The 24281-nt window shown below is 70.9% G+C and carries 19 protein-coding genes, 1 pseudogene and 1 riboswitch; of the genes and pseudogenes, 7 read left to right on the plus strand and 13 right to left on the minus strand.

Going from position 1 to position 24281, the window contains the following annotated elements:
* Nucleotides 1-73 precede the first annotated feature (73 nt).
* Entirely contained in the window at nt 74-1561 is a 1488-nt protein-coding gene (locus ACZ4RZ_RS07110) for an FUSC family protein (RefSeq protein WP_467742818.1), read from the minus strand.
* A 239-nt stretch (nt 1562-1800) separates the two neighbouring features.
* On the opposite strand from ACZ4RZ_RS07110, the gene ACZ4RZ_RS07115 reads away from it, so the two are divergent.
* From ACZ4RZ_RS07115 to ACZ4RZ_RS07125, 3 genes are read left to right on the plus strand one after another with little or no spacing between them, the layout of a single operon-like run.
* A complete protein-coding gene (locus tag ACZ4RZ_RS07115) occupies nt 1801-2277 on the plus strand; it encodes an Lrp/AsnC family transcriptional regulator (protein ID WP_467742820.1) in 477 nt (158 codons plus the stop codon).
* Between the two features lie 42 nt (nt 2278-2319).
* Nucleotides 2320-3015, plus strand: coding sequence for an HAD family hydrolase (locus ACZ4RZ_RS07120; protein WP_467742822.1), 696 nt, complete (start codon nt 2320-2322; stop codon nt 3013-3015).
* Between the two features lie 30 nt (nt 3016-3045).
* Entirely contained in the window at nt 3046-6198 is a 3153-nt protein-coding gene (locus ACZ4RZ_RS07125) for an acetyl-CoA carboxylase family protein (RefSeq protein WP_467742824.1), read from the plus strand.
* A 54-nt stretch (nt 6199-6252) separates the two neighbouring features.
* Here the strand turns inward: ACZ4RZ_RS07125 and ACZ4RZ_RS07130 are convergent, their stop codons facing one another.
* From ACZ4RZ_RS07130 to ACZ4RZ_RS07150, 5 genes are all read right to left on the minus strand, one after another.
* Nucleotides 6253-7185, minus strand: a complete 933-nt coding sequence (locus tag ACZ4RZ_RS07130) for an NADP-dependent oxidoreductase (protein WP_467742826.1) — start codon at nt 7183-7185, stop codon at nt 6253-6255.
* 70 nt (nt 7186-7255) lie between these two features.
* Entirely contained in the window at nt 7256-8440 is a 1185-nt protein-coding gene (locus tag ACZ4RZ_RS07135) for an XdhC family protein (RefSeq protein WP_467742828.1), read from the minus strand.
* Nucleotides 8433-10556 carry a xanthine dehydrogenase family protein molybdopterin-binding subunit gene (locus ACZ4RZ_RS07140; protein WP_467742830.1) on the minus strand — a complete coding sequence of 708 codons (2124 nt, stop codon included), beginning with the start codon at nt 10554-10556 and terminating at the stop codon, nt 8433-8435. The genes ACZ4RZ_RS07135 and ACZ4RZ_RS07140 overlap by 8 nt, the downstream gene beginning before the upstream one ends.
* Nucleotides 10553-11545, minus strand: a complete 993-nt coding sequence (locus ACZ4RZ_RS07145) for an FAD binding domain-containing protein (RefSeq protein WP_467742832.1) — start codon at nt 11543-11545, stop codon at nt 10553-10555. The genes ACZ4RZ_RS07140 and ACZ4RZ_RS07145 overlap by 4 nt, the downstream gene beginning before the upstream one ends.
* On the minus strand, nt 11542-12111 hold the full coding sequence (locus ACZ4RZ_RS07150) for a (2Fe-2S)-binding protein (RefSeq protein ID WP_467742834.1): 570 nt from the start codon (nt 12109-12111) through the stop codon (nt 11542-11544). Before ACZ4RZ_RS07150 ends, ACZ4RZ_RS07145 begins: the two co-directional genes overlap by 4 nt.
* 237 nt (nt 12112-12348) lie before the next feature.
* Here ACZ4RZ_RS07150 and ACZ4RZ_RS07155 point away from each other — a divergent pair, with 237 nt between their 5' ends.
* Entirely contained in the window at nt 12349-13008 is a 660-nt protein-coding gene (locus ACZ4RZ_RS07155) for a TetR/AcrR family transcriptional regulator (protein WP_467742836.1), read from the plus strand.
* Nucleotides 13009-13031: 23 nt separating this feature from the next.
* On the opposite strand, the gene ACZ4RZ_RS07160 is transcribed toward ACZ4RZ_RS07155, so the two are convergent.
* The 4 genes and pseudogenes from ACZ4RZ_RS07160 to ACZ4RZ_RS07175 all read right to left on the minus strand — a co-directional run bounded on the left by ACZ4RZ_RS07160 (nt 13032) and on the right by ACZ4RZ_RS07175 (nt 16614).
* Nucleotides 13032-13661 carry a dihydrofolate reductase family protein gene (locus tag ACZ4RZ_RS07160; RefSeq protein WP_467742838.1) on the minus strand — a complete coding sequence of 210 codons (630 nt, stop codon included), beginning with the start codon at nt 13659-13661 and terminating at the stop codon, nt 13032-13034.
* Between the two features lie 145 nt (nt 13662-13806).
* Nucleotides 13807-14771, minus strand: a pseudogene (locus tag ACZ4RZ_RS07165) (aldo/keto reductase).
* 201 nt (nt 14772-14972) lie between these two features.
* Nucleotides 14973-16337 carry an FAD-dependent oxidoreductase gene (locus tag ACZ4RZ_RS07170; RefSeq protein WP_467742840.1) on the minus strand — a complete coding sequence of 455 codons (1365 nt, stop codon included), beginning with the start codon at nt 16335-16337 and terminating at the stop codon, nt 14973-14975.
* A 100-nt stretch (nt 16338-16437) separates the two neighbouring features.
* Nucleotides 16438-16614: a hypothetical protein gene (locus tag ACZ4RZ_RS07175; RefSeq protein WP_467742842.1), complete on the minus strand. Its 177-nt coding sequence runs from the start codon at nt 16612-16614 to the stop codon at nt 16438-16440.
* Nucleotides 16615-16733: 119 nt separating this feature from the next.
* On the opposite strand from ACZ4RZ_RS07175, the gene ACZ4RZ_RS07180 reads away from it, so the two are divergent.
* The gene (locus ACZ4RZ_RS07180) at nt 16734-17519 is read left to right on the plus strand and encodes a DUF2182 domain-containing protein (protein ID WP_467743092.1); all 786 of its coding nucleotides are present in this window, start codon (nt 16734-16736) and stop codon (nt 17517-17519) included.
* 47 nt (nt 17520-17566) lie between these two features.
* On the opposite strand, the gene ACZ4RZ_RS07185 is transcribed toward ACZ4RZ_RS07180, so the two are convergent.
* Nucleotides 17567-17794 carry a hypothetical protein gene (locus ACZ4RZ_RS07185; RefSeq protein ID WP_467742844.1) on the minus strand — a complete coding sequence of 76 codons (228 nt, stop codon included), beginning with the start codon at nt 17792-17794 and terminating at the stop codon, nt 17567-17569.
* 294 nt (nt 17795-18088) lie between these two features.
* A riboswitch (cyclic di-AMP (ydaO/yuaA leader) is annotated at nt 18089-18261 on the plus strand.
* A gap of 9 nt (nt 18262-18270) precedes the next feature.
* Between ACZ4RZ_RS07185 and ACZ4RZ_RS07190 the strand changes: the two genes are divergently transcribed.
* Both ACZ4RZ_RS07190 and ACZ4RZ_RS07195 read left to right on the plus strand, forming a co-directional pair.
* Nucleotides 18271-19428 carry an NlpC/P60 family protein gene (locus ACZ4RZ_RS07190; RefSeq protein ID WP_467742846.1) on the plus strand — a complete coding sequence of 386 codons (1158 nt, stop codon included), beginning with the start codon at nt 18271-18273 and terminating at the stop codon, nt 19426-19428.
* 121 nt (nt 19429-19549) lie between these two features.
* Nucleotides 19550-20017: a luciferase domain-containing protein gene (locus tag ACZ4RZ_RS07195; RefSeq protein WP_467742848.1), complete on the plus strand. Its 468-nt coding sequence runs from the start codon at nt 19550-19552 to the stop codon at nt 20015-20017.
* Between the two features lie 5 nt (nt 20018-20022).
* Here the strand turns inward: ACZ4RZ_RS07195 and ACZ4RZ_RS07200 are convergent, their stop codons facing one another.
* On the minus strand, nt 20023-21507 hold the full coding sequence (locus ACZ4RZ_RS07200) for an alpha-amylase (RefSeq protein ID WP_467742850.1): 1485 nt from the start codon (nt 21505-21507) through the stop codon (nt 20023-20025).
* On the minus strand, nt 21504-24224 hold the full coding sequence (locus ACZ4RZ_RS07205; RefSeq protein ID WP_467742852.1) for an MGH1-like glycoside hydrolase domain-containing protein: 2721 nt from the start codon (nt 24222-24224) through the stop codon (nt 21504-21506). The genes ACZ4RZ_RS07200 and ACZ4RZ_RS07205 overlap by 4 nt, the downstream gene beginning before the upstream one ends.
* Between the last annotated feature and the right edge of the window lie 57 nt (nt 24225-24281).

The raw sequence follows: 24281 nt of genomic DNA on the forward strand, positions 1-24281 counted from the left end.
TGGGTGGCCGGTAAAAGTGCCTCATTCCGGCGCCTGGTGTCCAGGCGCCGACGTCGGACGCGCGCGGGAAGCGTCAGACGCTCATGAGACGTGAGCCGCGCAGGGGCGTGGCCAGCGCGACGAGCGCACGCTCCAGCCCGTGGAGGTGGGCGAGGGCCTGCTCGGCGCCGGGGTGGTGGCCCGGGGCAGCCGGATGGGCCGTCGCAGCGCGCTCCGGCACGGCGCCGACCAGGGTCTCCATCGCCGTCTCGACACGTCGGCACGCGGCCGTGAGGCGGGCGTCGTGCGAGGCGTCCGGGTCGGCGGCGACGGCCGCGAGACCGCGTACCTCACGGGCGCAGTCGTCGAGGAGGGCAAGGACCTGGCCGGCCCGGGCCTTGCGCGCCCGCATCGGATTGAGCGGATGCACCAGGGGCGCGAGAGCCATACGTACGCGCCCCAGAAGTGCTTCGAGCTCCGCCGCACGCGGTGCGGGGTCGGCCTGGGCGTCGCCCGCGAGCCTGTCGGCCGCCGCCGCGGTGCAGCCGTGCACCGCGTGCAGCGCCCGCTCGACCCACCGGTCGGTCACCGCGTGCGTCGTGATGGGCAGGATCAGCGCGACGGCGAGCGCGGCGCCGAGCGCGCCGACGCCGGTCTCGGCGAACCGGAGGCCGAGCAGCGCGGGGTGCAGCACGCCCAGCAGCCCGTACAGCAGGCCCGCCATGACGGTGACAAAGAACATCATCCAGCTGTACGACGGTGCGGCCGTGTAGAAGATCCCGAAGACGCAGACCGCGACGAGCGCGGCGGTGGGTGCCGGAGCACCGTGCAGCGGTACGGCGATCAGCAGGCCGGCCACGATGCCGGTGACGGTGCCGAGAACGCGCCGGAAGCCGCGGATGAGCGTCTCGCCGCGCGAGGCGGTGTTCACGAAGATCCACCAGGCGGTGCCGACGGCCCAGTACCAGCGGTCGTGCGAGAGCCACTGGCCCGCGAAAAGCGCGAAGGCGCAGGCGGCCGTCGCCTGGAAGGCCTGGCGCGTCGCGGGGCGCGCGAGCCCGCGTCCGTCGAGCGGGGCCGGTGCGGCGGGCAGCGGAGTGCGCCGCTCGATGCACCACACGCCGAAGCTCACCACCGAGGTCGCCGCCAGCGACAGGCCGAGGGCCGCGTACAGCTGCGGGAGCTGGCCGGGGACGGCGTGCAGGAACTGCGTGGTGAAGAACATCATGAACGCGAAGATGCCGAGCGCATGCCCGCGCGGACCCCAGCGGCGGGCGTACACCCCGCAGAAGATCACCGCGAGCCAGGTCCCGTCGCGCAGCGGCGGCATCCCGTGCAGGGCGGTCGCGAGCGCGAGGACCGGAAGGCCCACCACGGGCAGCAGTGCGGTGGTGAGGGCCTGGCCGCGCACGGTCGGGTCGCCGACCGTGAACAGCGCGAGAAGCGCCGCCAGCCCGCCCGTGATGGACGCGGGCAGCGAGAGACCGGCCAGCTCGGACAGGGTCACCGCGAGACCGATGCCGACGACCGCCCGCAGCGAGACCCGCAGCCGGAACAGTCCCGGATCCGGAGCCATGAACATCTTCTTCACCGTCGGCGGCCCGCCCCCACTTCGCTCTGGACTTCGTGGTCCGAAGACCTCGACACATGCGAATGGCGCCGCGGGTCCGGTACGGCGTCCTTGCCGTCCGGCGCTGCGCAGCGCCATCAATACCGACAAGATAAGCGGCAGACGGGAACTGGCTCAACAGGCCAGGTCCGGACTGAGCCATTGGTACAGTCGAAGATGATCAGCACGGGCGGCTGGGAGGCCAACGGACCATGGCCGTGGACGAGCTCGACACCCGCATCCTGCGGCTGCTGCTGGAGCAGCCGCGCACCAGCGTGCGTGAGTACGCCCGCATTCTCGGCGTCGCCCGCGGCACCCTCCAGGCCCGCCTCGACCGGCTGGAGCGGGACGGCGTGATCACCGGGACCGGCCCGTCCCTGTCTCCCGCGGCTCTCGGCCACCCCGTCCTAGCCTTTGTCCACATCGAGGTCACACAGGGCCATCTCGACGACGTGGGCGACGCGCTCGCCGCCGTCCCGGAGATCATCGAGGCGTTCTCGATCACCGGCGGCGGCGATCTGATCACCCGGGTCGTGGCACGCGACAACGCACACCTGGAGGATGTCATTCAGGCACTGATCAGCCTGCCGGGCGTCGTCCGCACGCGTACCGAGGTGGCCCTGCGCGAGCGCGTCCCGCACCGAGTGCTGCCGCTGGTGGAGTCGATCGGGCGGGCCTCGAAGAGCTGACCGGCGACGCGGCCGGCCATCGCTCCTTGGCATCCTTGCCCCATGAGCACTCTCGGCAGCACCTCGGTCATCTTCGATCTCGACGGAACGCTCGTGGACAGCGAGCCGAACTACTTCGAAGCGGGGCGGCAGACGCTGGCCGGGCAGGGCATCACGGACTTCACGTGGTCCGACCACGAGCAGTACGTCGGCATCAGCACCCAGGAGACGCTCGCGCTCTGGAAGGAGCGCTACGGCCTGACGGCCCCGCTCGACACCCTGCTCGCCGAGAAGAACCGGCGTTATCTGGAGCTGGCCCGCGCCGCCACGCATGTGTACCCGGAGATGCGGAAGTTCGTGGAGCTGCTGGCCGACGAGGGCGTCCCGATGGCCGTGGCCTCGGGTTCCTCGCCGGCGGCCATCGAGGCGATCCTGGCGGGCACGGGTCTCGCCTCCCATCTGACGACCGTCGTCTCTGCCGACGAGGTCGCGCACGGCAAGCCCGCCCCCGATGTCTTCCTCGAAGCTGCGCGCCGCCTGGGTGCCACCCCGGCGGACTGCGTGGTCATGGAGGACGCCGCGCCGGGCGCGGCCGCCGCGCACGCGGCCGGGATGCGGTGCATCGCGATCCCGTACGTCGCCGCGCAGGCCGACGACCCCGCCTTCGCAACGGCCGGGCTGCTGCTGCGCGGCGGCCAGGCCGAGTTCACCGCGCAGTCCGCCTACGACTGGCTCGCGGGCTCGACTCCGGCATCCTGAACTTCCACAACTTCCGGAGAAGGTGGGCTCATGGGTGCTGCCGCCGTACTCGTCGCCAATCGCGGGGAGATCGCCGTACGCGTGCTGCGCGCCGCTTCCGAGCTGGGGCTGCGCACGGTCGCGGTGTACACGGACGGTGACGACCCGCATGCCCAACGGGCCGACGAGGCGGTTCCGTTGAAGGACTACCTCGACGCCGACGCGATCGTGGCCGCCGCGCGGAACACCGGCTGCGCGTTCCTGCATCCCGGGTACGGGTTCCTGAGCGAGAACGCCGCATTCGCGCGGCGCGTCGCCACGGCCGGGATCACCTTCGTGGGCCCCTCCCCCGAAGTCCTCGACCTGTTCGGCGACAAGGCACGCGCGCGTGCGCTCGCCGTGCAGCTCGACGTGCCCGTCCTGCCGGGCACGGACGGTGCCACCACGCTCGACGAGGCACGGGAGTTCCTGGCCGGCGGCCCGGTGATGATCAAGGCTGTCGGCGGGGGCGGCGGACGCGGCATGCGGGTGGTGCGTTCCGACCGGGAGCTGGCTCAGGCATGGGAACGGTGCCGCTCGGAGGCCCAACAGAGCTTCGGACGCGGAGAGTTGTACGTCGAGCGGCTGTTGGAGGGCGCCCGGCACATCGAGGTGCAGATCATCGGCGACGCGACCGGAGCCGTCACACACCTCTGGGAGCGGGACTGCAGCGCCCAGCGCCGCCACCAGAAGCTGATCGAGATCGCCCCCGCTCCCGAACTGGCCGATTCCACAAGGGAGATGCTCCTGTCCGCCGCCCTGCGGATGGCCCGCGCCACAGGCTGCACGGGACTCGGCACCTTCGAATTCCTCGTCCGGGAACAGAGCGAGGAGTTCCATTTCATCGAGGCCAATCCGCGGCTCCAGGTCGAGCACACGGTCACCGAGGAGGTGACGGGCGTCGACCTGGTCGCCGTACAACTGCGGCTGGCCGCGGGCGAGACGCTGGAGGAGCTGGGGCTCGCGGGACACCCGCCGGCGCCCCGCGGGTTCGCCGTCCAGGCCCGGGTCAACGCCGAGGTCACGTCCGCCGACGGGACGGTGCGGCCGTCGGCCGGGCGGCTCGCGCGGTTCGACGTGCCGACCGGGCCCGGCGTGCGCGTCGACACGGCGATGCGGGCCGGGACCCAAGTGGACGTCCGCTACGACTCGTTGCTCGCCAAGGTGATCGCCCACGTACCGCACGACTTCGCCGCCGCCTGCGAACGTGCCCGGCGAGCACTCGGCGAGTTCGGGATCGAGGGCGTACGGACCGGAATTCCCTTGCTGCGGGCGGTCCTTGACCGACCGGGGTTCTGGCGGCACACCGGCTTCGTCGAGGAGCACTTGGCAGAGTTTCCGCGCGAGGACGACCAGCCGGTGCTGGTCGAGGGGACGGTGTCCGCGCCGATGAGCGGCACGGTGGTCTCCGTCGCGGTCGCGCCGGGCGAACCGGTGGACGCCGGGGCGCAGCTGCTGGTCCTGGAGGCCATGAAGATGGAGCACGTCATCCGTGCTCCGGTCGCCGGTGTGGTTCGAGCCCTGTACGCACGCGTCGGCGAAACGGTGGGCGAGGGCCGTCCCCTGCTGGCACTGGACGAGAGGAGCGGCGCGACCTCCGAGGCGCGCCCTGATGAGACGCCGGACCTGGACGGCGTGCGCCCCGATCTGGCCGAGGCCGTGCGCCGTCACGCCGTCGGTCTGGACGAGAACCGCCCCGAGGCCGTCGCGAAGCGCCACGCCATCGGCCGTCGCACCGCCCGCGAGAACATCCAGGACCTGTGCGACGAGGGAACCTTCACCGAGTTCGGCGCGCTGGCGATCGCCGCCCAGCGCCGGCGGCGCACGCTGGACGACCTGATCCGTTCGACGCCGGCCGACGGCATGGTCACCGGCATCGGGCGCGTGGGCGGTGCGCCGTGCGTGGCGATGTCGTACGACTACACGGTGCTCGCGGGCACCCAGGGGCTGCAGAACCACCGCAAGACCGACCGGATGCTGGCGCTGGCGGAAGAACGACGGCTGCCGGTCGTGCTGTTCGCGGAGGGCGGCGGCGGTCGCCCCGGTGACACCGACACCACCTCAATCGCCGGGCTGGACGTGACCACCTTCCAGCGGATGGGACGGCTCAGCGGCCTCGTACCTCTGGTCGGCATCGCCTCCGGCCGCTGCTTCGCGGGCAACGCGGCGCTGCTCGGCTGCTGCGACGTCGTCATCGCGACGCCGGACGCCTCGATCGGCATGGGCGGCCCCGCCATGATCGAGGGCGGGGGCCTGGGCGTGTACCGCCCCGAGGAGGTCGGTCCGCTGTCGGTCCAAGTCCCCAACGGTGTCGTGGACCTGGCGGTGCCCGACGAGGCGGAGGCGGTCCGGGTCGCCCGCCAGTACCTTTCGTACTTCCAAGGCACACAGGCCAGGTGGGAGGCACCGGACCAGCGTCTGCTCCGGCATGTCGTCCCGGAGAACCGGCGTCGTGCCTACGACATGCGCACGGCCGTCGAGACACTGGCGGACAGTGGGTCGGTCCTGGAGCTCCGACAGGCTTTCGGAACCGGGGTGTTGACCTGCCTCGTGCGTATCGAGGGGCGCCCGCTGGGGCTCATCGCCAGCAACCCGGCCCACCTGGGCGGCGCCGTCGATCGCGACGCCGCCGACAAGACCGCCCGCTTCCTGCAGCTCTGCGACGCCTTCGGACTCCCGGTCGTCTCGCTCTGCGACACCCCTGGTTTCATGGTGGGCCCGGACGCCGAGCGCACCGCCACGGTGCGGCACTTCGCCCGTCTCTTCGTGACCGGCGCGAACCTCCGCGTGCCGCTCGTCGGCCTCGTCCTGCGGAAGGCGTACGGTCTCGGCGCCATGGCCATGCTGGGCGGTTCCACCCGCGCCCCCCTGGCCACCGCCGCCTGGCCGAGCGGCGAGTTCGGCGGTATGGGCCTGGAGGGCGCCGTCCGCCTCGGCTACCGCAAGGAGCTGGCGGCGATCACCGACCCCGAGGAGCGCGAGCGGGCCTTCGAGGCGCGGGTGGCCGAGCTGTACGAGCACGGGAAGGCGGTCAACGCGGCGGCGGCGCTGGAGATCGACGCGGTGATCGATCCGGCGGAGTCGCGCGCATGGATTCTGGCGGCGCTGGACGGTGGCCCGGACCTCCCTGAGGAGCGCGGGCGTTCGTTCATCGACACGTGGTGAGGCGCCTGCGAACACGCCCCCGACCGTTCACACCCGCTGCTCAGCCGCCCTCGCTCACGCCACCCGGAGCACGATCTTCCCGAGCCGGTGTCCCTCCTCCAGCGCCCTGTACGCCTGGGCGGTCTCGGCCAGCGGCATCACACGCTCGACCCGCGGATCCAGCTTGCCGTCGTCGACCAGTCGGGTCAGCTCGTCGAGACCGGCCCGGTCGGGCTCGACGATGAAGAACACCCCGCCCTCCCGCGAGGGGTCCGGCGGAGCGACGATGCTCACCAGCGCACCACCCGGGCGCAGCACCTGCCAGGAGCGGTCCTGGGTGTCGCCGCCGACGGTGTCGAGGACCAGGTCCATGTCCTTGACGTGCTCTTCGAAGCGCTCGGTGCGGTAGTCGACGACGTGCTCGGCACCCAGCTCGCGTACGAAGTCCGCTGATCCGGCCGAGGCCGTCGCGGTGACGGAGGCACCCAGCGCGGCCGCCAGCTGCACGGCGACGGAACCGACACCGCCCGCGCCGCCGTGCACCAGCACGCGGGAGCCGCGGCGCAGCCCGCCGTGCCCGACCAACCCCTGCCAGGCCGTCAGCCCGGAGAGCGGCAGGGCCGCCGCACGGTCGTGGTCGAGCCCCGACGGCTTGGCGGCCAGCACGGCCGCCGGGACGGCGACGTACTCGGCAGCGGCTCCGTCCCTGGTGAACGGGATCAGCCCGTACACCTCGTCGCCCACGTCCCAGTCGGTCACCCCTTGGCCCACCCGGGCGACGATCCCGGAGACCTCCTTGGAGGGAATGATCGGCGTGCGCAAGCTGCCACTGCCGTCGAAGCTGTCGGTCCAGGTCGCGTCCCAGGCGAGCTCACCCAACGTGATCGACGCCGATCGCACGGCGACCAGCACCTCCCCCGCACCCGCCTCGGGACGTGGTGCGACCTCGTACGTCAGCTGCTCCGGCCCGCCGCGACGGTGACCGCGTACCGCATGCATCGTGACCATGCCGACCTCCAGACCTCCGGCTCCGAATCCCTACCTCCAGACTGCGGTGTGGGGAGTCGTTCCGCATGAGTCATCCGACTGCGGCCGCCGACACCGTCACCCGGTCATGGTGGATCGGCGTTCGCGAGCCGGTGAGCGGAACGCCCGACCCGCCCCGCCTGGCCGCGACGATCTCCGCCGCGATCGACAGGGCGGTCTCCTCAGGGGTGCGGGCGCCGAGATCGAGGCCGATGGGTGACCGCAGGCGGGCCAGCTCCCGCTCCGTGACGCCGGCTTCGCGCAGTCGGCGGTTGCGGTCCTCGTGGGTGCGGCGGGAGCCCATCGCGCCGACGAACGCGACCGGCAGCCGCAGCGCCGTCTCCAGGAGGGGCACGTCGAACTTGGCGTCGTGGGTGAGTACGCACAGGACGGTGCGGTGATCCGTCTCGGTGCGCCGGAGGTAGCGGTCCGGCCAGTCGACCACGATGTCGTCGGCCTCGGGGAATCGGACTCGGGTGGCGAAGACGGGACGGGCGTCGCACACGGTCACGTGGTAGCCGAGGAACTTACCCGCCCGTACCAGCGCCGCCACGAAGTCCACGGCACCGAAGACGATCATCCGGGGCGGTGGCACGCTCGACTCGACGAACAGCGTCATACCGCCCGGGCAGCCCGATCCGTCCTCGGAGATCTCGACGGTGCCGGTGCGCCCCGCGTCCAGCATCGCGCGGGCCTGCGCGGCGGCGGTCCGGTCCAGCTCCGAACGATCGACGAGACCGCCGTCGTACGAGACGCCGAGGCCCCCTTCGTCCGACGTGTACGACCCGTCGGCGTGAACCAGTAGCGCCCTGCCCAGCAGTTCGGCCGGCCCCCGGGCCACCCGGGCGAGAGCCACCGTCCCGCCCCGGGCAGCGGCGGCCAGCCATGCCGCGAACACGGGCGCCTCTGTACGTTCCAAGGTGACCGCCCGTACCGGTGTGACCAGCACCTCGATGACCCCGCCGCAGGTCAGGCCCACCGCGAAGGCGTCCTCGTCGCTGTAGCCGAACCGTTCGACAACCGTCGCGCCGTCCTGGAGCGCCTGGACGCACAGGTCGTACACCGCCCCTTCGACGCAGCCGCCGGAGACCGAGCCGATGGCCGTTCCGTGACGGTCGACGGCGAGGGCGGCGCCGGGACCGCGCGGTGCGCTGCCGCCGACGGACACGACGGTGGCGACGGCGAAGTCCCGGCCCTCCTCGACCCACCGGTTCAGCTCGTCGGCGATGTCAAGCACCCAGGGCTCCCTCGGCCGCCCGCAGCACGCGATCGGGCCGGATCGGCAGGTTCCGGTGGCGTACGCCGGTCGCGTGCCAGACCGCGTTGGCGATGGCCGCCGCGGCGCCCACGATCCCGATCTCGCCGATGCCCTTGATCCCGACCGGGTCGTCCGGGTCCGGGTCGTCGACCCAGTCCGCCTCGATGGCCGGTACGTCGGCGTGCGCGGCGAAATGGTAGCCCGCGAGGTCGGCGCCGACGAGGCCGCCGGAGGCCTGGTCCCTGACCGCCTCCTCGTGCAGGGCCATGGACAGGCCCCACGTCATGGCACCGATGAACTGGCCGCGCGCGGTGAGCGGGTTGACGATCCGGCCCGCGGCGAAGATGCCGAGCATCCGCCGCACGCGCACCTCCCCGGTGGTGACGTCGACGGCGACCTCGGCGAACTGCGCCCCGAAAGTGTGCCGTTCCTTCTTCGCCAGCGCGCCGACGGCCGCGGAGGTGTCCGACCGGGCGGTGATTCCCTCGGGCGGAATGGCCCCGCCCGGGACCAGTCGCTCGCGCAGTTCGCGTGCCGCGGCGATGATTGCCCAGGCCCAGGAGCGGGTGCCCATCGAGCCGCCCGCGATGATCGCCGGCCCGAAGTCGCTGTCCGCGATCCGCATCCGGATGCGCCCGGGTGGCACCTCCAGTGCGTCGGCGGCGACCTGGGTCAACGCCGTCCTCGCGCCGGTCCCGATGTCCATCGCGGTGACCCGTACGGTGAAGGTGCCGTCCGCCTCCGCCGTCACGGCGGCCGTGGACGGAGCGGACAGCGTGGGGAACGCGGAAGCGGCCACGCCGGTGCCGAGCAGCAGGCGGCCTTGCCGGCGGACGCCGGGACGCGGGTCACGGTCCGCCCAGCCGAACCTGCGGGCGCCCTCCTCGAAGCAGGCGCGGAGATTGCGGCTGCTGAACGGCAGCCCGGACAGGGGGCCCACGGTCGGTTCGTTGCGCAAGCGCAGCTCGATCGGATCGATGCCGCACTTCTCGGCGAGTTCGTCGAACGCCGACTCCAGCGCGAACGAACCCGGCGCCTCGCCCGGGGCGCGCATCCAGGTGGGGGTCGGCACGTCGAGCCGTACGGCACGGGTGGTGGTGTGGTGCGCGTCGGCGTCGTACACCGGACGCCCGAAATCGGCACTGCGCTCGATGAATTCGAAGACGGTCGAGGTCAGGCACTCCGCCTGGTGGTCCAGCGCGCGCAGCCGTCCGTCGACGTCGGCGCCGAGCCTGACGCGCTGGGCGGTGGGGCTGCGGTAGCCGACGAGCGAGAACATCTGACGGCGGGTCAGTACGACCCTGACCGGGCGGTGCAGGACGGTGGCCGCCATCACCGCGAGCACCGAGTGCGGGCGGGTCCCCTTGGATCCGAAGCCGCCGCCGACGTGTTCGGACCGCACCCGCACCGAGTCCGGGTCGAGCGAGAACAGCTTCGCGAGCTCGTCGGCCACGAACCTGCTGCCCTGGTTGGAGTCGACGACTTCGAGCCGGCCGCCGTCCCAGCGCGCCGTCGCCGCGTGCGGCTCCATCGGGCTGTGGTGCTCTTCCGGTGTGGTGTACTCGGCGTCCACGACCACGGCGGACGCGGCGAGTTCGGCCTCCAGGTCGCCCTTGCGCGCTTCGGAGCCCTCCGGTGTGTACATCCCGGGGCGTCCCGCGAAGAACGCCACGTCGTGCGGCTCCTCGTCGTACTCGACCACGAGCGCCTCGGCCGCTTCCCTGGCCTGCTCGGGTGTTTCGGCGACGACCAGCGCCACCGGCCAGCCGACGTACGGGATCCGGTCGTGCTGGAAGAGCTGAAGGGCGGGGTCGGGCTGCCCGAGCGGGACGGTGTAGTCCGGCTCCAGCCGCGGGGCGTTCCCGTGGTGCAGGACGGTGAGCACGCCGGGCATGCCCAGCACGGGGGCGTCCTGCACCGATCGGACGCGACCGCGTGCCACGGTCGACAACACCAGCCAGCCGTGGGCGAGTTCGGGGTGGGGGAATTCTCCGGCGTAGCGGGCCGCGCCGGTCACTTTGGCGATGCCCTCCACGCGGGTGTGTGCGGTGCCGACGGCCCTCGTCGCCGCGGCGGTTCCGGTGGTCGTGGTCATCGGGCGGCCTCCTCGGCGAGTTCGGTCAGCACGGCCACGACGAGGTTGCGCATCAGCGGCACCTTGTATCCGTTGTGGGGCAAGGGTCGGGCGGCCGCCAGTTCGGCGTCCGCGGCGGCGGCGAACGCCTCGGCGCTCGCCGGACCACCGGTCAGCACCCGCTCGGCTTCGCCGGCCCGCCACGGCCGGGACGCCACCGCCCCGAAGGCGAGCCGCACTTCGCGTACGACGTCGTCCTGGACATCGAGAGCGGCGGCGATCGAGCCGATCGCGAAGGCGTACGAGGCTCGCTCGCGCACCTTCCGGTACCGCGAGCGTGCGGCGACCGGAGCCGGTGGCAGCGTGACACCGGTGATCAGCGCGCCGGGCGGCAGCGCGGTCTCCCGGTGCGGGGTTTCGCCCACGGACAGATAGAAGTCGGCGAGCGGCAACTCGCCGGGGCCGTCCGCCGTTTCGTACGAGACGAGGGCGTCGAAGGCGGTGAGGGCGACCGCCATGTCCGAGGGGTGCGTGGCCACACAGTGCTCGGAGGCGCCGAGGACGGCGTGGTTGTGGTGCTCGCCCTCGATGGCGGGGCAACCGCTGCCAGGGGCACGCTTGTTGCACGGTTTCGCCAAGTCGGTGAAGTAGCCGCAGCGGGTGCGCTGGAGCAGATTCCCGCCCACCGTGGCCATGTTGCGCAGCTGCCCGGAGGCTCCGGCCAGGACGGCCTGCGCCAACGCCGGGAAGTGGCGGCGCACTTCGGGATGGGCGGCGAGATCGCTGTTGGTGACGGTCGCGCCGATGCGCAGACCGCGGTCCGGGGTGAACTCGATCCGGTCGAGGGGCAGTTCGCGTACGTCGACGAGCCGGGTCGGCCTCTCCACGCCGGCCTTCATCAGGTCGACGAGGTTGGTGCCGCCGCCGAGGAAGCGCGCGTCGGGGTCCTCGCCGAGCAGCGCGACCGCGCCGGAGACGTCGAGGACGCGTTCGTAGCCGAATTCCCTCATGCCGCCGCCCCCTTGGTGTCGTCCCCGGCCTCGGCGACCTGGGCCTCTGCCGCCCGCGCCACGGCCTGGACGATCGACACATACGCGCCACAGCGGCACAGGTTGCCGCTCATCCGCTCGCGAATCTCCTCGGCGGTGAGCGGAGGAACCCCCGCTTCGGGCCGGACATCGGCGGTCACGGCGCTCGGCCAGCCCGCCGCGTGCTCCTCGATCACCCCGAGGGCCGAACAGATCTGGCCAGGCGTGCAGTATCCGCACTGGTAACCGTCGAGATCGAGGAACGCCTGCTGCACCGGATGCAGCCGCTCACCGTCCGCCACACCTTCGATGGTGGTGATCGCGCGCCCCTCGGCGGCGACCGCGAGTTGCAGACAGGACACCGTTCGCCGGCCGTCGAGCAGCACCGTACAGGCGCCGCATTGTCCCTGGTCACAGCCCTTCTTGGTACCGGTCAGATCGAGCTGCTCGCGCAGTGCGTCGAGCAGGGTGGTGCGGTGGTCGACGGGCAGCGTGTACTTCTCGCCATTGATGTTCAAAGTGATGGCGCTGGACGTCGATGGGGCCATGATCAGCCTTCTTTCGCGTATGCGTTGCGCGTCGAAGTCGATGGGGAGACCGGCGCGGCTCGAAAGCCCGCTCGGTGCGCGAGAATGCCGGTCGGCGATCGGTTCCGGCCATACACACGGAGCAGGGCAGCCACTAAAGTGAGCTCTAAACGGACAGCTGTCCGTTACCAGTGAAACCTAACGGACAGCTGTCCGCTTAGCAAGGGCGGCCCGGCCGTGATTCCGAAAGGAGGACGAGTGGACTCCGAGAAGGACGCGCCGCTGCGCTCGGACGCGCAGCGCAATCGCGAGCGCATCCTCGAAGTGGCCCTGGTGGAGCTGACGAACTCGGCGGACGCCCCGCTCAGCGCGATCGCGAAGAAGGCGGGCGTCGGGCAGGGCACGTTCTACCGCAACTTCCCCAATCGCGAGGCCCTCGTCCTGGAGGTCTACCGCCACGAGGTGCAGCAGGTCGCCGACACCGCGGCCCAGCTGCTGAAGACCCGCGCACCGGACCGGGCGCTGCGGGAGTGGATGGACCGGCTCGCCCAGTACGGCATGGCCAAGGCCGGCCTGGCCGATGCGTTGCGCTCGCCCACCGTCACGCGCGGCACCCTGACCAAACTGGGACACGGCTCGGTGCGCTCGGCCGTCACACTCCTCCTCGAGGCGAACGAGGAGGCCGGCACCATCCGCCCGGGAGTGACCCAGGACGACTTCATGCTCGCCATCGCCGGGCTCTGGCAGCTCGACCCGCACGCCGACTGGCAGCCACGCGCCGCACGGCTTCTGGATCTTGTGATGGACGGACTGCGCGCGGGGGCGCCCGCGTCGCTCGGGACGGAGGCACCGGGGTGGGGCGAGGGGGGCGCGCCCGGGTCGGGCGAGCCCCAGCAGGGTCCCGCCCGAGAAGGCTGAGCCGGCCCCCTGCGGGGGAGGTCTCAGCGACGCACCAGCCGGGCGTGCGCGACGGCGGGCGAGCCGACCAGCTCGGCGACCCGATAACCGTCGATCCCGTCCCCCAGGTTGTCGAAGAGGCGCTCACCGCTGCCGATGAGTTTCGGGACGATGGCGAGATGCAGCTCGTCGATCAGCCCGGCGCGCAGATACTGCTGAACCGTGGCCGGCCCTCCGCCGATCCGCACGTCCTTGCCCGCCGCGGCCTCGAAGGCCCGCTCCAGCACCGTCTCGATGGGCTCGTCGGTGAAGTGGAACGTGGTCCCGCCCTCCATCGGCAGCGACGGCCGCAGGTGGTGTGTGTGCACGAACACGTCGTTGTGGTACGGCGGGTTGTCGCCCCACCAGCCCTTCCACGACTCGTCCTGCCACGGCCCGCGCTGCGGCCCGAACATATTGCGGCCCATGATCGTGGCACCGATGTTCTCCTCGCTCCGCTCGACGTACTCGACGTCGATCCCGCTCTTGCCGTCGGCGCAGTCCCGCATCGCGGCGAACATCCACTCGTGCATGCCTTCGAAGCCCTCGCCGAGCGGGTGCTCCAGACGCTGCTGGGGACCGGCGGCGAAGCCGTCCAGCGAGACGGTGAGGTTGTGTACGCGCAGCTTGGGCATGGCCGTACTCCTTGGGTTCGTGGTTTCCCGCTCTCACCCTTGCGTCGAACAGGACGCACCTGGATCGACAGCTTCTCCCGGAAATCTCGAAGTCCCATGTGACCGGGCCAGGCCGCGGCTCCCACGGATCAGCGGCTCCGGCGGATCAGGAGTAGAAGTTGCGCTGCCAGCGATGCTTGGCGAGCACGGCGAGCTGGTCGGCGGTGAGCGGCCGTCCGTCGCTCAGGGCCGTGTTGCGCTCGACATTGCGTACGGTGCGCATGCCGGGGATGACGGTGGAGACCGCCGGCGAACTCAGCACGAACCGCAGCGCGGTCTCGGCGATCTCGTCGGGGGCGATGCCGAGGTCGGCGACGATCGCGGCCACCCGCCGCTCGACCTGTGCCGCGCGGTCACCGCGGAAGTAACGGTTGCGCCAGTCGCCCTCGGGGAAGGTCGTACCGGCGGTGATCCGACCGGTGAGGCCGCCCTCGTCCAGCGCCACCCGCACGATGACACCGACGCCCTGCTCCTCGCAGGCCGGCAGCAGCGCGTCGGCCGGGGCCTGGTCGAAGATGTTGTAGATGACCTGCACACAGTCGACGGCGCGCTGCGGACAAGGGCGAGGGCGTTGTCCGGCTGGTGATCGTTGATGGACACACCGAAGAGGCGGATCTTCCCCTCCTGCTTCAGTTGCGCGATCGTCTCCAGCCAGTCGCCCCGGTCGACCCAGTCGTCGCTCCAGACGTGGAACTGCAGTACGTCGAAGTGGTCGAGGCCACTGGCGCGCAGACTGGTCTCCAGGCTGTCGCGGATGTGCTCGCCCGGAAATGTCTCGGCCGGGTCCAGCCCGTCGGGCGCCGGCCACCTGCGGTTCTTCGGCGGCACCTTGGTCGCGACGAGCACCTCGTCACCGGCCCGCTCACGCACGACCCGGCCGACGATCCGCTCGCTCTCGCCGTAGCCGCGCGCGGTGTCGATCAAGTTCACGCCGAGATCGACGGCGCGGTGCAGGGCACGTACGGATTCGTCCTCCGAGGCGCCGACCCAGGCGGATTCACCGATCCCCCATGCCCCGTAACCGATCTCGGACACCGACACCCCACCGCGTCCCAGCTCTCGGTAGCGCACCCTCACCCTCCACTTCGTCACCGCCCTCGTCCCCGCCGAGGAGCCAAGGGCGTCCGCGGGAAATCACGTTGACGATAGGCGAGTTGGGCGGCGAGGTCAGGTGGGTTTTCGGTGGCCACCGGGGTGACCCGCGGGTGGAACGATGACTGACCATCCGTCAGCCATCGATCCGCCCCTGCTTCTCGGGAGGAGCGGTCAGTCCTACGCGCCGCTCGCGTCGAGCATGTCCTCGCGCTCGACGATCTTCACGCGCTCGCGGCCCTGCGGCTCGCCAAGGGCCTTCTCCGCGGCGTCCAGCCTGTGCCAGCCCTCCCACGTGGTGAAGCGGACGTTCCGCTCGCCGAGGAACGCGTCCACAGCCTCGGGAGCGGGCGAAGCGGGTGTGTGCAGACGGCCGTTCGCGTGGTCGTCCAGCAGACTGGCGACCGTCTCGTTGGCGTCGCCCTTGGTGTGGCCGATCAGACCCACGGGGCCGCGCCGGATCCAGCCGGTGACGTACGTCGACTGCAGGTGCTCGCCGTTCTCCTCGATCACCCGGCCGCCCTGGTCGGGGACGGTGCCGGACTCGACGTCCCAGGGCAGCTTGGGGAGTTCGTCGGACAGGTAACCCACGGCGCGGTAGACCGCGGTGACGTCCCAGTCCTTGAACTCACCGGTGCCCTTGACGTTGCCCGTGCCGTCGAGGGCGGTGCGCTCGGTGCGCAGGCCGACGACCTTGCCGTCCTCGCCGAGGATCTCGGACGGCGACTCGAAGAAGTGCAGGAACAGCTTGTGCGGGCGGTCGCCGACATCGCGGATGGCCCAGTTCTCCAGCGTCTTGGCGACCATGTCGGCCTGCTTGTTGCCCCGCCGGGTCGCGATCGAGCCGTCGTCGTAGTCGATGTCCTCAGGGTCGACGATGACCTCGATGTTCGGGGAGTGGTCCAGCTCCCGGAGCTCCATCGGGCTGAACTTCGCCTGCGCCGGGCCACGGCGGCCGAAGACATGGACCTCCAGGGCCTTGTTGGCCTTCAGGCCGTCGTAGACGTTCGGCGGGATCTCGGTCGACAGCAGTTCGTCCGCCGTCTTGGCGAGGATGCGCGCCACGTCGAGCGCGACGTTTCCGACGCCGAGGACGGCGACCTTCTCCGACTCGAGCGACCAGGTCCGGGGCACGTCCGGGTGCCCGTCGTACCAGGAGACGAAGTCCGCCGCGCCGTACGAGCCGTCGAGGTCGATGCCGGGTATGTCGAGCGCCCGGTCGGCCGTCGCGCCCGTGGAGAAGATCACCGCGTCGTAGAAGGCGCGCAGGTCGTCCAGGTTGATGTCCCCGGGGTAGTCGACATTGCCGAAGAGGCGGATCTGGGGCTTGTCGAGCACCTGGTGCAGGGCCGTGACGATCCCCTTGATGCGGGGGTGGTCGGGGGCGACTCCGTAACGGATCAGCCCGAACGGGGCCGGCATCCGCTCGAAGAGGTCGATCGACACGCCCGGCTCAGCAGCCGTCGCGGATTTCAGCAACGCGTCGGCGGCGTAGATCCCGGCGGGGCCGGCTCCGACAATGGCTACCCGCAGGGGGCGAGGCATGATCAGGTTCCCTTCGAGCGGTAACAGACGTACTCGCCGGGAAGCCTAAACTAAGGCAAACCTAAGTCAGTAGCCGGGCTGGATCTATGACCTCATAAAGTCAGCTTATGAGGTCGGCTTCGAAGGAGGCCGACGCCTGGTGGCGCCGGGCGGCCACCTCGTCCGGGGAAGCCTTCGGGTCGCAGGCGCCGGTGAGTGCGGTCATCGGGCAGCCGCGCGGCGGGCCGGGGTCGCAGCGGTGGTTCATCCGCTCGGTGACGCGGATCGTCACCTCCATTCGCCCCCCGTCCTCGCAGGTCGGCAGGTCCTGCGGGGCAGAGCGGCTGCCAGGCGATCGACCGCCTTCTGTGATGACCTGGAAGTGTGTTCCGTAACTGGGCATCCCTCTCCGCACCCATGCGGCCGGGCAACCTCCTCCCGGCCCGGACGATGACCGCCGCCTGGTCCGTCATGCTGCTGCCCGCCCTCCTCGCGTGGCTCCTCGTGGTGGAGCAGGCCGACGGTATGGAGATGGAGCCGGGAACGATGGGCCTCGACCTGCCCCCGTTCCTCCTCCTCTGGGTGATCATGATGATCGCCATGATGTTCCCGTCCGTGGCGCCGGTGGCCGTCACCTGGGCCCTGGACATCGGCCGTCAGTCCTCCGGTACGGCCCGCGCGGCCCGGATCACCCGGTTCGCGGGCGGATACCTGATCGCTTGGGCGGCATTCGGCCTGGTCGTGTACGGGATCCTCACCGTGACCGGCAACCTTGTCGACAGCCACCCCGAAGCCGGGCGCTGGATCGGCGCCGGAGCCTTCCTGCTCGCCGGACTCCACCAGTTCAGTCCGCTGAAGAACATCTGCCTGCGCCACTGCCGAAGCCCCGCGGGTCGGTTCGTGCGCCATGGCGGCTACCGGTCGGGCACCCGCGACCTGCGCGTCGGGGCCCACCATGGGCTCTACTGCGTGGGCTGCTGCTGGGGGCTCATGATCGTCCTCGTTCCGCTGGGCACCATGAACATCGCGGCGATGGCCGCACTCGCGGTCGTCATCTTCATCGAGAAGCTGTGGCGGCTCGGACCGGTATTCAGCGCCGCGGTCGGCGTTGCGTTCCTGGTTCTGGCCGCACTGGCTCCGTTCCAGAGCTGGCTGCTGCCAGGACTGCAACACTCCGGGCTGTCGATGCAGCCGATGACGTGACCGCTCACCTCATGCGGTGTACCGGCGGTCGCGGCCGAGATGAACTGTCATGCGGCGTTGGCGTCCTGGGCCAGGCGACGGGCTCGGAGCACACGGACCATCGTATAGACGCGCAGGGCGGTGAAAGCGAGGACGGCGATGCCGAGCGCGGCCATGATCGGTTCCCCGTCCCTGGCGGCCGCATAGAAGAGGAAGCCGCTGAAGGGGATGCCGAGAGCGACGAACAGGGGCTCGCGGATCCAGAACGGGAGGAGGTTGATGAGCAGCCCGAGCATTCGGGCCACTTCATCAGGCCCATGCCAGCGTGCGCCGTGGTGGAGCCCACAGTTCCGGCAGCGAGATCAACTACGAGGCCCGCGGGCGGTGGACCAGGTCGGCGTGTACGCCCGGGGTCGAGGCCGAGCTGCTCGTCGCCGGTCCACACCGACCGCGCAAGCCGGGGCACCCAGTACGACGAAGGTCACAAATACATATCGGACACTTCGCACTTCAACCTTCACGCGAGGCACACAAGTTGGCTAGGTTGACGGGCGGACCGCACGACTCCCTCCGGCGAACCTCGCCGGGTCGCGCGGCCTCCGCCGAGTCCGGTGCGCCCCCGTGGCGGCCGGAGCCGGGGACCCGACCGACTTTGGGGTGAATCGGCCCAACCGCCCAGCAGGGCAAGGGCCGTAGGGCATACCTTCCGGAACCGTCCGCCCGAACCCGACAGCTGACTCGGTAGGCGGAACACGGAAGGAGTGCGTCCCCCATGGCTCCCGACGCCAAGCCGCCCGCAGCGGACGGGCCGAGCCGCGAAGAGGTCCGGCAGCGGATCAGCAGCCTCTACGACCAGGCCGAGACCGCCACCGGGAACTACAACGCGACCCGCGCGATGTCCACGGGGACGCGTGGGCGCGTCAACCCGGCGGTCGACAGCGGGCGCAGGCCCAACGATCCCGCCCTCGACGACGTCACCAGGCAATGGTTCGACGTGGGGCGCGCGCAGTTGGGGCCGACCGTCCCGGCGAGGCTGCCGGCCGACAGAATGCCGAACCGCGCGGCCGAGGCGCGGCCTGCACGTCCGGCGGTACGTCCGGCGGATGGACTCGCCCAGCGTGGGCGGGAGTCGACCGCCCGACCCGTCCCGGAGTTGACCGCCGGTCCTGTCGCCGGGGTGGCTGCCGGCCCGGTGGCGGAGTTGACCTCGGGGGCCGTCGCCGCGCTGCCGGCCGCGCCGCGGACACGGCAGGAAGTCGCCAAGGCCCTGCCGGCACCGGCCGCGGAACCGCGACAGGCCTCGGCCTCGTTGAAGACCTCCAAGGGGCAGATCCAGCAGAAGCTCGCGGTGGCCCGCGAGTTGCTCTCCCGCCACACCCCTCAGCTGATCGCGCCCTTCCCGGCGATCGAATCCCGGCCGGCGGAAGACGCCTGGCGTGCCTACGAGGAACTGACTCCTCGCCCGGCCGAAGAGGAGTGGCAGCCACAGCAATCGGCCACTCTCAGCACCACCACGCCCATCGCCGCTGTCGTGCCCATCGGCGCGGACAGCACCTCGGACTCCGGAGACGGCAGCAAAGCCGCGAAGGTACTCGCCTTTGCCCGTGGACAGATCGGCAGGCCATGCGTCTGGGGCGCGTCCGGACCGGGCTCGTACGACTGCTCGGGCCTCACCCAGGCCGCCTGGAGAACCGCCGGGGTCGCACTCCCGCGCACCGCGCGCGAGCAGGCGACCGTCGGTACGGCGATCCCCCTCGCCGACATCCGGCCCGGCGACCTGATCTTCTTCTACGGCGATGTCAGCCACGTCGGCCTCTACATCGGCGACGGCTTGATGATCCACGCGCCGAGCCCGGGAGCATACGTGCGCGAGGAGTCGATCTTCTTCGCCGAAGCGTCGGCGATCCACAGCGCGGCACGGCCCGCATGAGCCCTACGGCCCGGTGCACGGGGCCGCTCCGGGATCATGAGGGGCGCAGAACGGCCAATTGACCAAGCAGAGGGTGAAGGGGGGTAGTTGGCAGGGTGAATAGTGCGCGACCATGGTGCGCATGACCGTGGCCGATCGCGCCATGACCCAACTGGAGTCATGGCCGAACCTGATAAGTGGCTCGCCCCGATGCGCCGCTGGACGCGCCTTCGGGACGACGGGGCACGACATCGTCCACTTCCACTCCGACGACGCAGCGGATCTGCATCTCACGCATGCGGCCGTCCATCGGCTGCTCCCACACCTGCAGCACAGCACCGCTGTGCGGGTGCACCCCGGATCCTCGTGGATCACCGTGCTGCTGGACTGCGACGCCGATGTGGCGCTCCTGCTCACACTCATCAGCGTCGCTCTCAAGGAGCACGACGGGGCCGGAGGCGCCGCACCTCCCGAGGACCCCTCGACGCTCTGCGACTGGCAACCTCAGGCGATTCCCCCGTCGCGCGCGGGAGCCTCCGCGGCCGTGCGCCACCGGCGGGTTCCGGCCGCGTGGAAAGCAGTCGGCCGGTTCATCCCACACGGGCGCTGACGCGACTACGGTCCTACGGGCACGGCGACAACATGCCAGTGCCGGCCCTCCAGGCCGACGTACAGTCCGGCGTCGACCAGCTCGTCGCCGTCCCGCTCGTAGGTCTGCTCGGTGAGCAGCTCCGCGAGGCGGCACGGGCGGCCGCGGAGGTCGGTCCACGGCAGGCGGACCCGGCCCTGGGCGGGCTGGTCGGAGAGGTTGACGACCACGAGGTGGCGGGCTGATCCGGTGGCCCAGCACCAGGCGACCAGGTTGCCGTGGGACGGATTGTCCGGCCAGCCCGTGCAGTCGAGCAGCCGCCAGTCCCCTCCCGTGCGCATTCCGGACGAGGCGACCGAGGCCAGCAGCCGGTGGTGGAAGGCGAGCAGTTCCTTGTCGACGGGCTCCTCCGGGCGGCGGGAGAGAAAGACCGGCGGCCGCACCCGGCGCCCCTCGAACTGGCCCTCGTGCCACAGCGTCGCGCCGGGCAGCGTCGCGATGGTGACGGCCGCCGCCCGCTCCCGCTCGGGCGACATGGTGGCGGCGGCCCGGGGTTCGTCGTGGTTCTCCAGGAAGCGGACGAGGCCGCGCTGGTGGCCGAGGCCGGCCAGCAGATGCGGACGCACCGAGTCGGCGCCCTCGTGCAGCAGCCGGTCGTAGAGCCGCTTGTCGTAGCAGTGGTCGAACCCCTGCTGCTGGAGCGCCCATTCGAGGTCCCAGTAGGCCTCGGCGACGAAGAGGAGGTCCGGGTGGCGCTCGCGCACCTCGGGGATGACGTACGGCCAGAAGTCCTCGGCCGGTGCGGCGCCCGCCCGGTCGCCCCAGGTCTTCGCGAACACGTCGCGCATGAGCAGCATGGCCATGTCGCAGCGCACGCCGTCGGCCTGGTCGCCGATCGCGGCGAGGGTGTCGACGGCCGCCGTGCGGAGCTCGTCGCTGAAGGCGTTCAGCTGGACGACGTCCGGCCAGGGCGGGAAGTAGGGGTCGCGGCCTCGGGCGAAGATCTGGCCGCCGGCTTCGAGGAAGGCGTCGGGGTCCCGGGCCAGATCGTCCGGGGTGCCTTGGAGGAGACAGCCCGGCCGTTCGGTGAGCCACGGATGGTCGGGGGCCACGTGGTTGGGGACGTAGTCGAGGATCAACCGTACGCCGCGGGCGGCCAGTTCGGCGCGGGCGGCGGCCAGTCCCTCGGGGCCGCCGAGCGTCTGGTCGACGGCGTAGTTCCGGACGCAGTACGGCGATCCGACCACGTCCTCCGGGCGGAGGTCGGGCAGCGCCGCGCGGAACGAGGCCTGCAGCGACTCGTCGCGCAGCGCGATCTCCAGCCCGGCCGGGCTGCGCTCCCAGACGCCCATCAGCCAGACGGCGTCGACGCCACGCGGGACGACCTCGTCCCAGGCCGCCACGGGCACCTCGCCGAGGGTGACCGGGCGGCAGTACCGGCTGCTCAACTCCCCCAGCCAGACCAGGGTGTTGACCTCGTAGATCACCGGCTGTTCGGGCCACGCGGTCATGACAGCGGCTCCTCTCGATCCCCGGTCGGGCGCAGGCTCTCCCGGCCACGGGCGGACCAGTCCTCCACGCCGAGCGTGTGGAACAGCGTCGCGGTCACCGCGGCCAGGCCGGTCCAGCCCGTCTGGTGGGAGGCGCCGAGGCCGGCGCCGTTGTCGCCGTGGAAGTACTCGTAGAAGAGGATCAGGTCCTTCCAGTGCGGGTCCTTGGCGAATTTGGCCTGTGCACCGTGCACCGGCCGGTGGCCGTCGCCGTCGCGCAGGAAGGTGGCGGTGAGCCGGTCGGAGATCTCGCGGGCGACCTCGTACAGAGTGAGCTGTCGACCCGATCCTGTCGGGCACTCGACGGTGAAGTCGGTGCCGTGGAAGGCGTGCAGGTTGAGCAGGGCGCGGATGAGCAGCAGGTTGACCGGGAACCAGACCGGCCCGCGCCAGTTGGAGTTGCCGCCGAACATCCCGGAGTCGGACTCGGCGGGCAGATATCCGACACCGTACGTCTCGCCGCGCACCTGAAAGGTGTACGGGTGCTCGGCGTGGTGGCGGGAGAGCGAGCGGATGCCGTGCGGGCCGAGGAACTCGGACTCGTCCAGCATCCGGGACAGGATCCTGCGGAGCCGGTCCTCGCCGAACAGGGCGAACAGATACCGGCCCTCGGCGTTCGGTCCCAGCGCCTCGTGGGAGGAGACGGTGGCCTCCACGGCCGGATGGCGCTCGACGAACTCCCGTGCTCCCGCCACCAGTTCGGGGAAGCGGTGGTCCGCCCAGCCACCGACCACGCTGCTGGCGGCGAGCGGGATCAGCCCGACCAGCGAGCGCACCTTGAGCCGGGTCGCCGTTCCGTCGGGCAGTCGCAGCACGTCGTAGAAGAAGCCGTCCTGCTCGTCCCACAGGCTGGCGTTCTCCGCGCCGATGCGGTTCATGGCCACGGCGATCCACGCGAAGTGCTCGAACAGGGACTGCGCCTGCTCGATGTAGACCGGGTTGTCCACGGCCAGCTCTATGGCGATTTCCAGCAGATTCTGGCAGTACAGGGCCATCCACGCGGTGCCGTCCGCCTGGTCGAGATGGCCGCCGGTGGGCAGTGGGGCGCTGCGGTCGAAGACACCGATGTTGTCGAGGCCGAGGAAACCGCCCTGGAAGACATTGTTGCCGTCGGGGTCCTTGCGGTTGAGCCACCAGCTGAAGTTCTTCATCAGCTGGTGGAAGGCGTTCTCCAGGAAGACGCGGTCACCCTGGCCGGTGCGGTGCTTCTCCAGCTCGTAGAGGAAGAGGGTGGCCCAGGCGTGCACCGGCGGATTGACGTCGCCGAAGTTCCACTCGTACGCCGGGATCTGTCCGTTGGGATGCAGGTACAGGCGGCGCAGCAGCAGGTCCAACTGCCCCTTGGCGAAGGTGAGATCGACCATCGAGAGCGCGACGGTGTGGAAGGCGAGGTCCCAGGCGGCGAACCACGGGTACTCCCAGGTGTCCGGCATCGACATGATCTCGTCGTTGACCATGTGGTACCAGTTGCTGTTGCGCACCCGGGGGTCGGAGCCGAGCGGGTCGACGCCGTGCTCCGACAGCCAGCGCTCGACGTCGAGGTAGTAGTACTGCTTGCTCCACAGCATCCCGGCCAACGCCTGTCGGACCAGCCGTCGTTCGTCCTCGTCCATGCCGGACGGAGTGATCCCGTCGTAGAACTCGTCGGCTTCGGAACGGCGTTGGACCATGATCGCGTCGAAGTCCGCACGCCAGTCGGTCAGTTCGCAGTCGCTGAGACGCAGGCACACGGTGGCGCTCTGCCCGCCGGGGACGGCCAGCACATGGTGGACGGCCGCCTTGGTCCCGGCCCGTCCGGGGTTCACGGCTCCGGTCTCCCCGCGGACGACGTACCGGTGGATGCCGTCCTTGACGTACGGGGAGGCGTTCGGGCTGTTGAAGATCCGCTCGTTGTTCGTGTCGTTCTCGGTGAACAGGGTCTGCGCGTCCGGGTCGCAGTACAGCCACCGCGGGCCCAGCTCCTCGTGGTCGGCGCGGAGCGGGCCGCCGGGCTCCTGCCGGATGCTCGGTACTGCGGTGCCGCCGGCCCAGGACCAGGTGTGCCGGAACCACAGGGTGGGCAGCAGGTGCAGGGTCGCCTCGTCGGGACCGCGGTTGTACGCGGTGATCTCGATGAGCAGGTCCTCGGGACCCGCCTTGGCGTACTCGACGAACACGTCGAAGTAGCGGTCCTCGTCGAAGACGCCGGTGTCGAGGAGTTCGTACTCGAAATCGCGGCGGCCCCGGGCCCCGTTCGTGGCGGTGAGGTCGCCGTACGGGAACTCCGCCTGGGGGTACTTGTACAGGTACCTCATGTACGAATGCGTGGGCGTGCTGTCGAGGTAGAAGTAGTACTCCTTGACGTCCTCGCCGTGATTGCCCTCGGCGTTGGTGAGGCCGAACATCCGCTCCTTGAGGATCGGATCGCGGCCGTTCCACAGCGCCAGTGCCAAGCAGAGGCGCTGCTTGTCGTCGCTGACGCCCGCGATGCCGTCCTCGCCCCATCGGTAGGCGCGGGAGCGGGCCTGGTCATGGGTGAAGTACGACCACGCCTCGCCGTCCGGGCTGTAGTCCTCCCGGACGGTCCCCCACTGGCGCTCGCTCAGATACGGGCCCCAGTGACGCCAGGGCACCCCGGAATCGTCGGCTTCGGCCAGCCGCCGGCGCTCGGCGTCCGGTGTGCCACCGCTCGTCCCCATCGCCCGCCCTCCTCACGATCCGGCACATTCCCCCAGACTCGGGCGTCTCGGACTCGA

Source organism: Streptomyces sp. NPDC027189 (assembly GCF_055566975.1).

Bases quoted from the DNA above. Each gene is read 5' to 3' on its own strand.
- ACZ4RZ_RS07110 (WP_467742818.1), bottom strand. From the start codon at position 1,561: ATGTTCATGGCTCCGGATCCGGGACTGTTCCGGCTGCGGGTCTCGCTG.
- ACZ4RZ_RS07115 (WP_467742820.1), top strand. From the start codon at position 1,801: ATGGCCGTGGACGAGCTCGACACCCGCATCCTGCGGCTGCTGCTGGAG.
- ACZ4RZ_RS07120 (WP_467742822.1), top strand. From the start codon at position 2,320: ATGAGCACTCTCGGCAGCACCTCGGTCATCTTCGATCTCGACGGAACG.
- ACZ4RZ_RS07125 (WP_467742824.1), top strand. From the start codon at position 3,046: ATGGGTGCTGCCGCCGTACTCGTCGCCAATCGCGGGGAGATCGCCGTA.
- ACZ4RZ_RS07130 (WP_467742826.1), bottom strand. From the start codon at position 7,185: ATGGTCACGATGCATGCGGTACGCGGTCACCGTCGCGGCGGGCCGGAG.
- ACZ4RZ_RS07140 (WP_467742830.1), bottom strand. From the start codon at position 10,556: ATGACCACGACCACCGGAACCGCCGCGGCGACGAGGGCCGTCGGCACC.
- ACZ4RZ_RS07145 (WP_467742832.1), bottom strand. From the start codon at position 11,545: ATGAGGGAATTCGGCTACGAACGCGTCCTCGACGTCTCCGGCGCGGTC.
- ACZ4RZ_RS07150 (WP_467742834.1), bottom strand. From the start codon at position 12,111: ATGGCCCCATCGACGTCCAGCGCCATCACTTTGAACATCAATGGCGAG.
- ACZ4RZ_RS07160 (WP_467742838.1), bottom strand. From the start codon at position 13,661: ATGCCCAAGCTGCGCGTACACAACCTCACCGTCTCGCTGGACGGCTTC.
- ACZ4RZ_RS07170 (WP_467742840.1), bottom strand. From the start codon at position 16,337: ATGCCTCGCCCCCTGCGGGTAGCCATTGTCGGAGCCGGCCCCGCCGGG.
- ACZ4RZ_RS07175 (WP_467742842.1), bottom strand. From the start codon at position 16,614: ATGGAGGTGACGATCCGCGTCACCGAGCGGATGAACCACCGCTGCGAC.
- ACZ4RZ_RS07180 (WP_467743092.1), top strand. From the start codon at position 16,734: ATGCGGCCGGGCAACCTCCTCCCGGCCCGGACGATGACCGCCGCCTGG.
- ACZ4RZ_RS07185 (WP_467742844.1), bottom strand. From the start codon at position 17,794: ATGCTCGGGCTGCTCATCAACCTCCTCCCGTTCTGGATCCGCGAGCCC.
- ACZ4RZ_RS07190 (WP_467742846.1), top strand. From the start codon at position 18,271: ATGGCTCCCGACGCCAAGCCGCCCGCAGCGGACGGGCCGAGCCGCGAA.
- ACZ4RZ_RS07195 (WP_467742848.1), top strand. From the start codon at position 19,550: ATGACCGTGGCCGATCGCGCCATGACCCAACTGGAGTCATGGCCGAAC.
- ACZ4RZ_RS07200 (WP_467742850.1), bottom strand. From the start codon at position 21,507: ATGACCGCGTGGCCCGAACAGCCGGTGATCTACGAGGTCAACACCCTG.
- ACZ4RZ_RS07205 (WP_467742852.1), bottom strand. From the start codon at position 24,224: ATGGGGACGAGCGGTGGCACACCGGACGCCGAGCGCCGGCGGCTGGCC.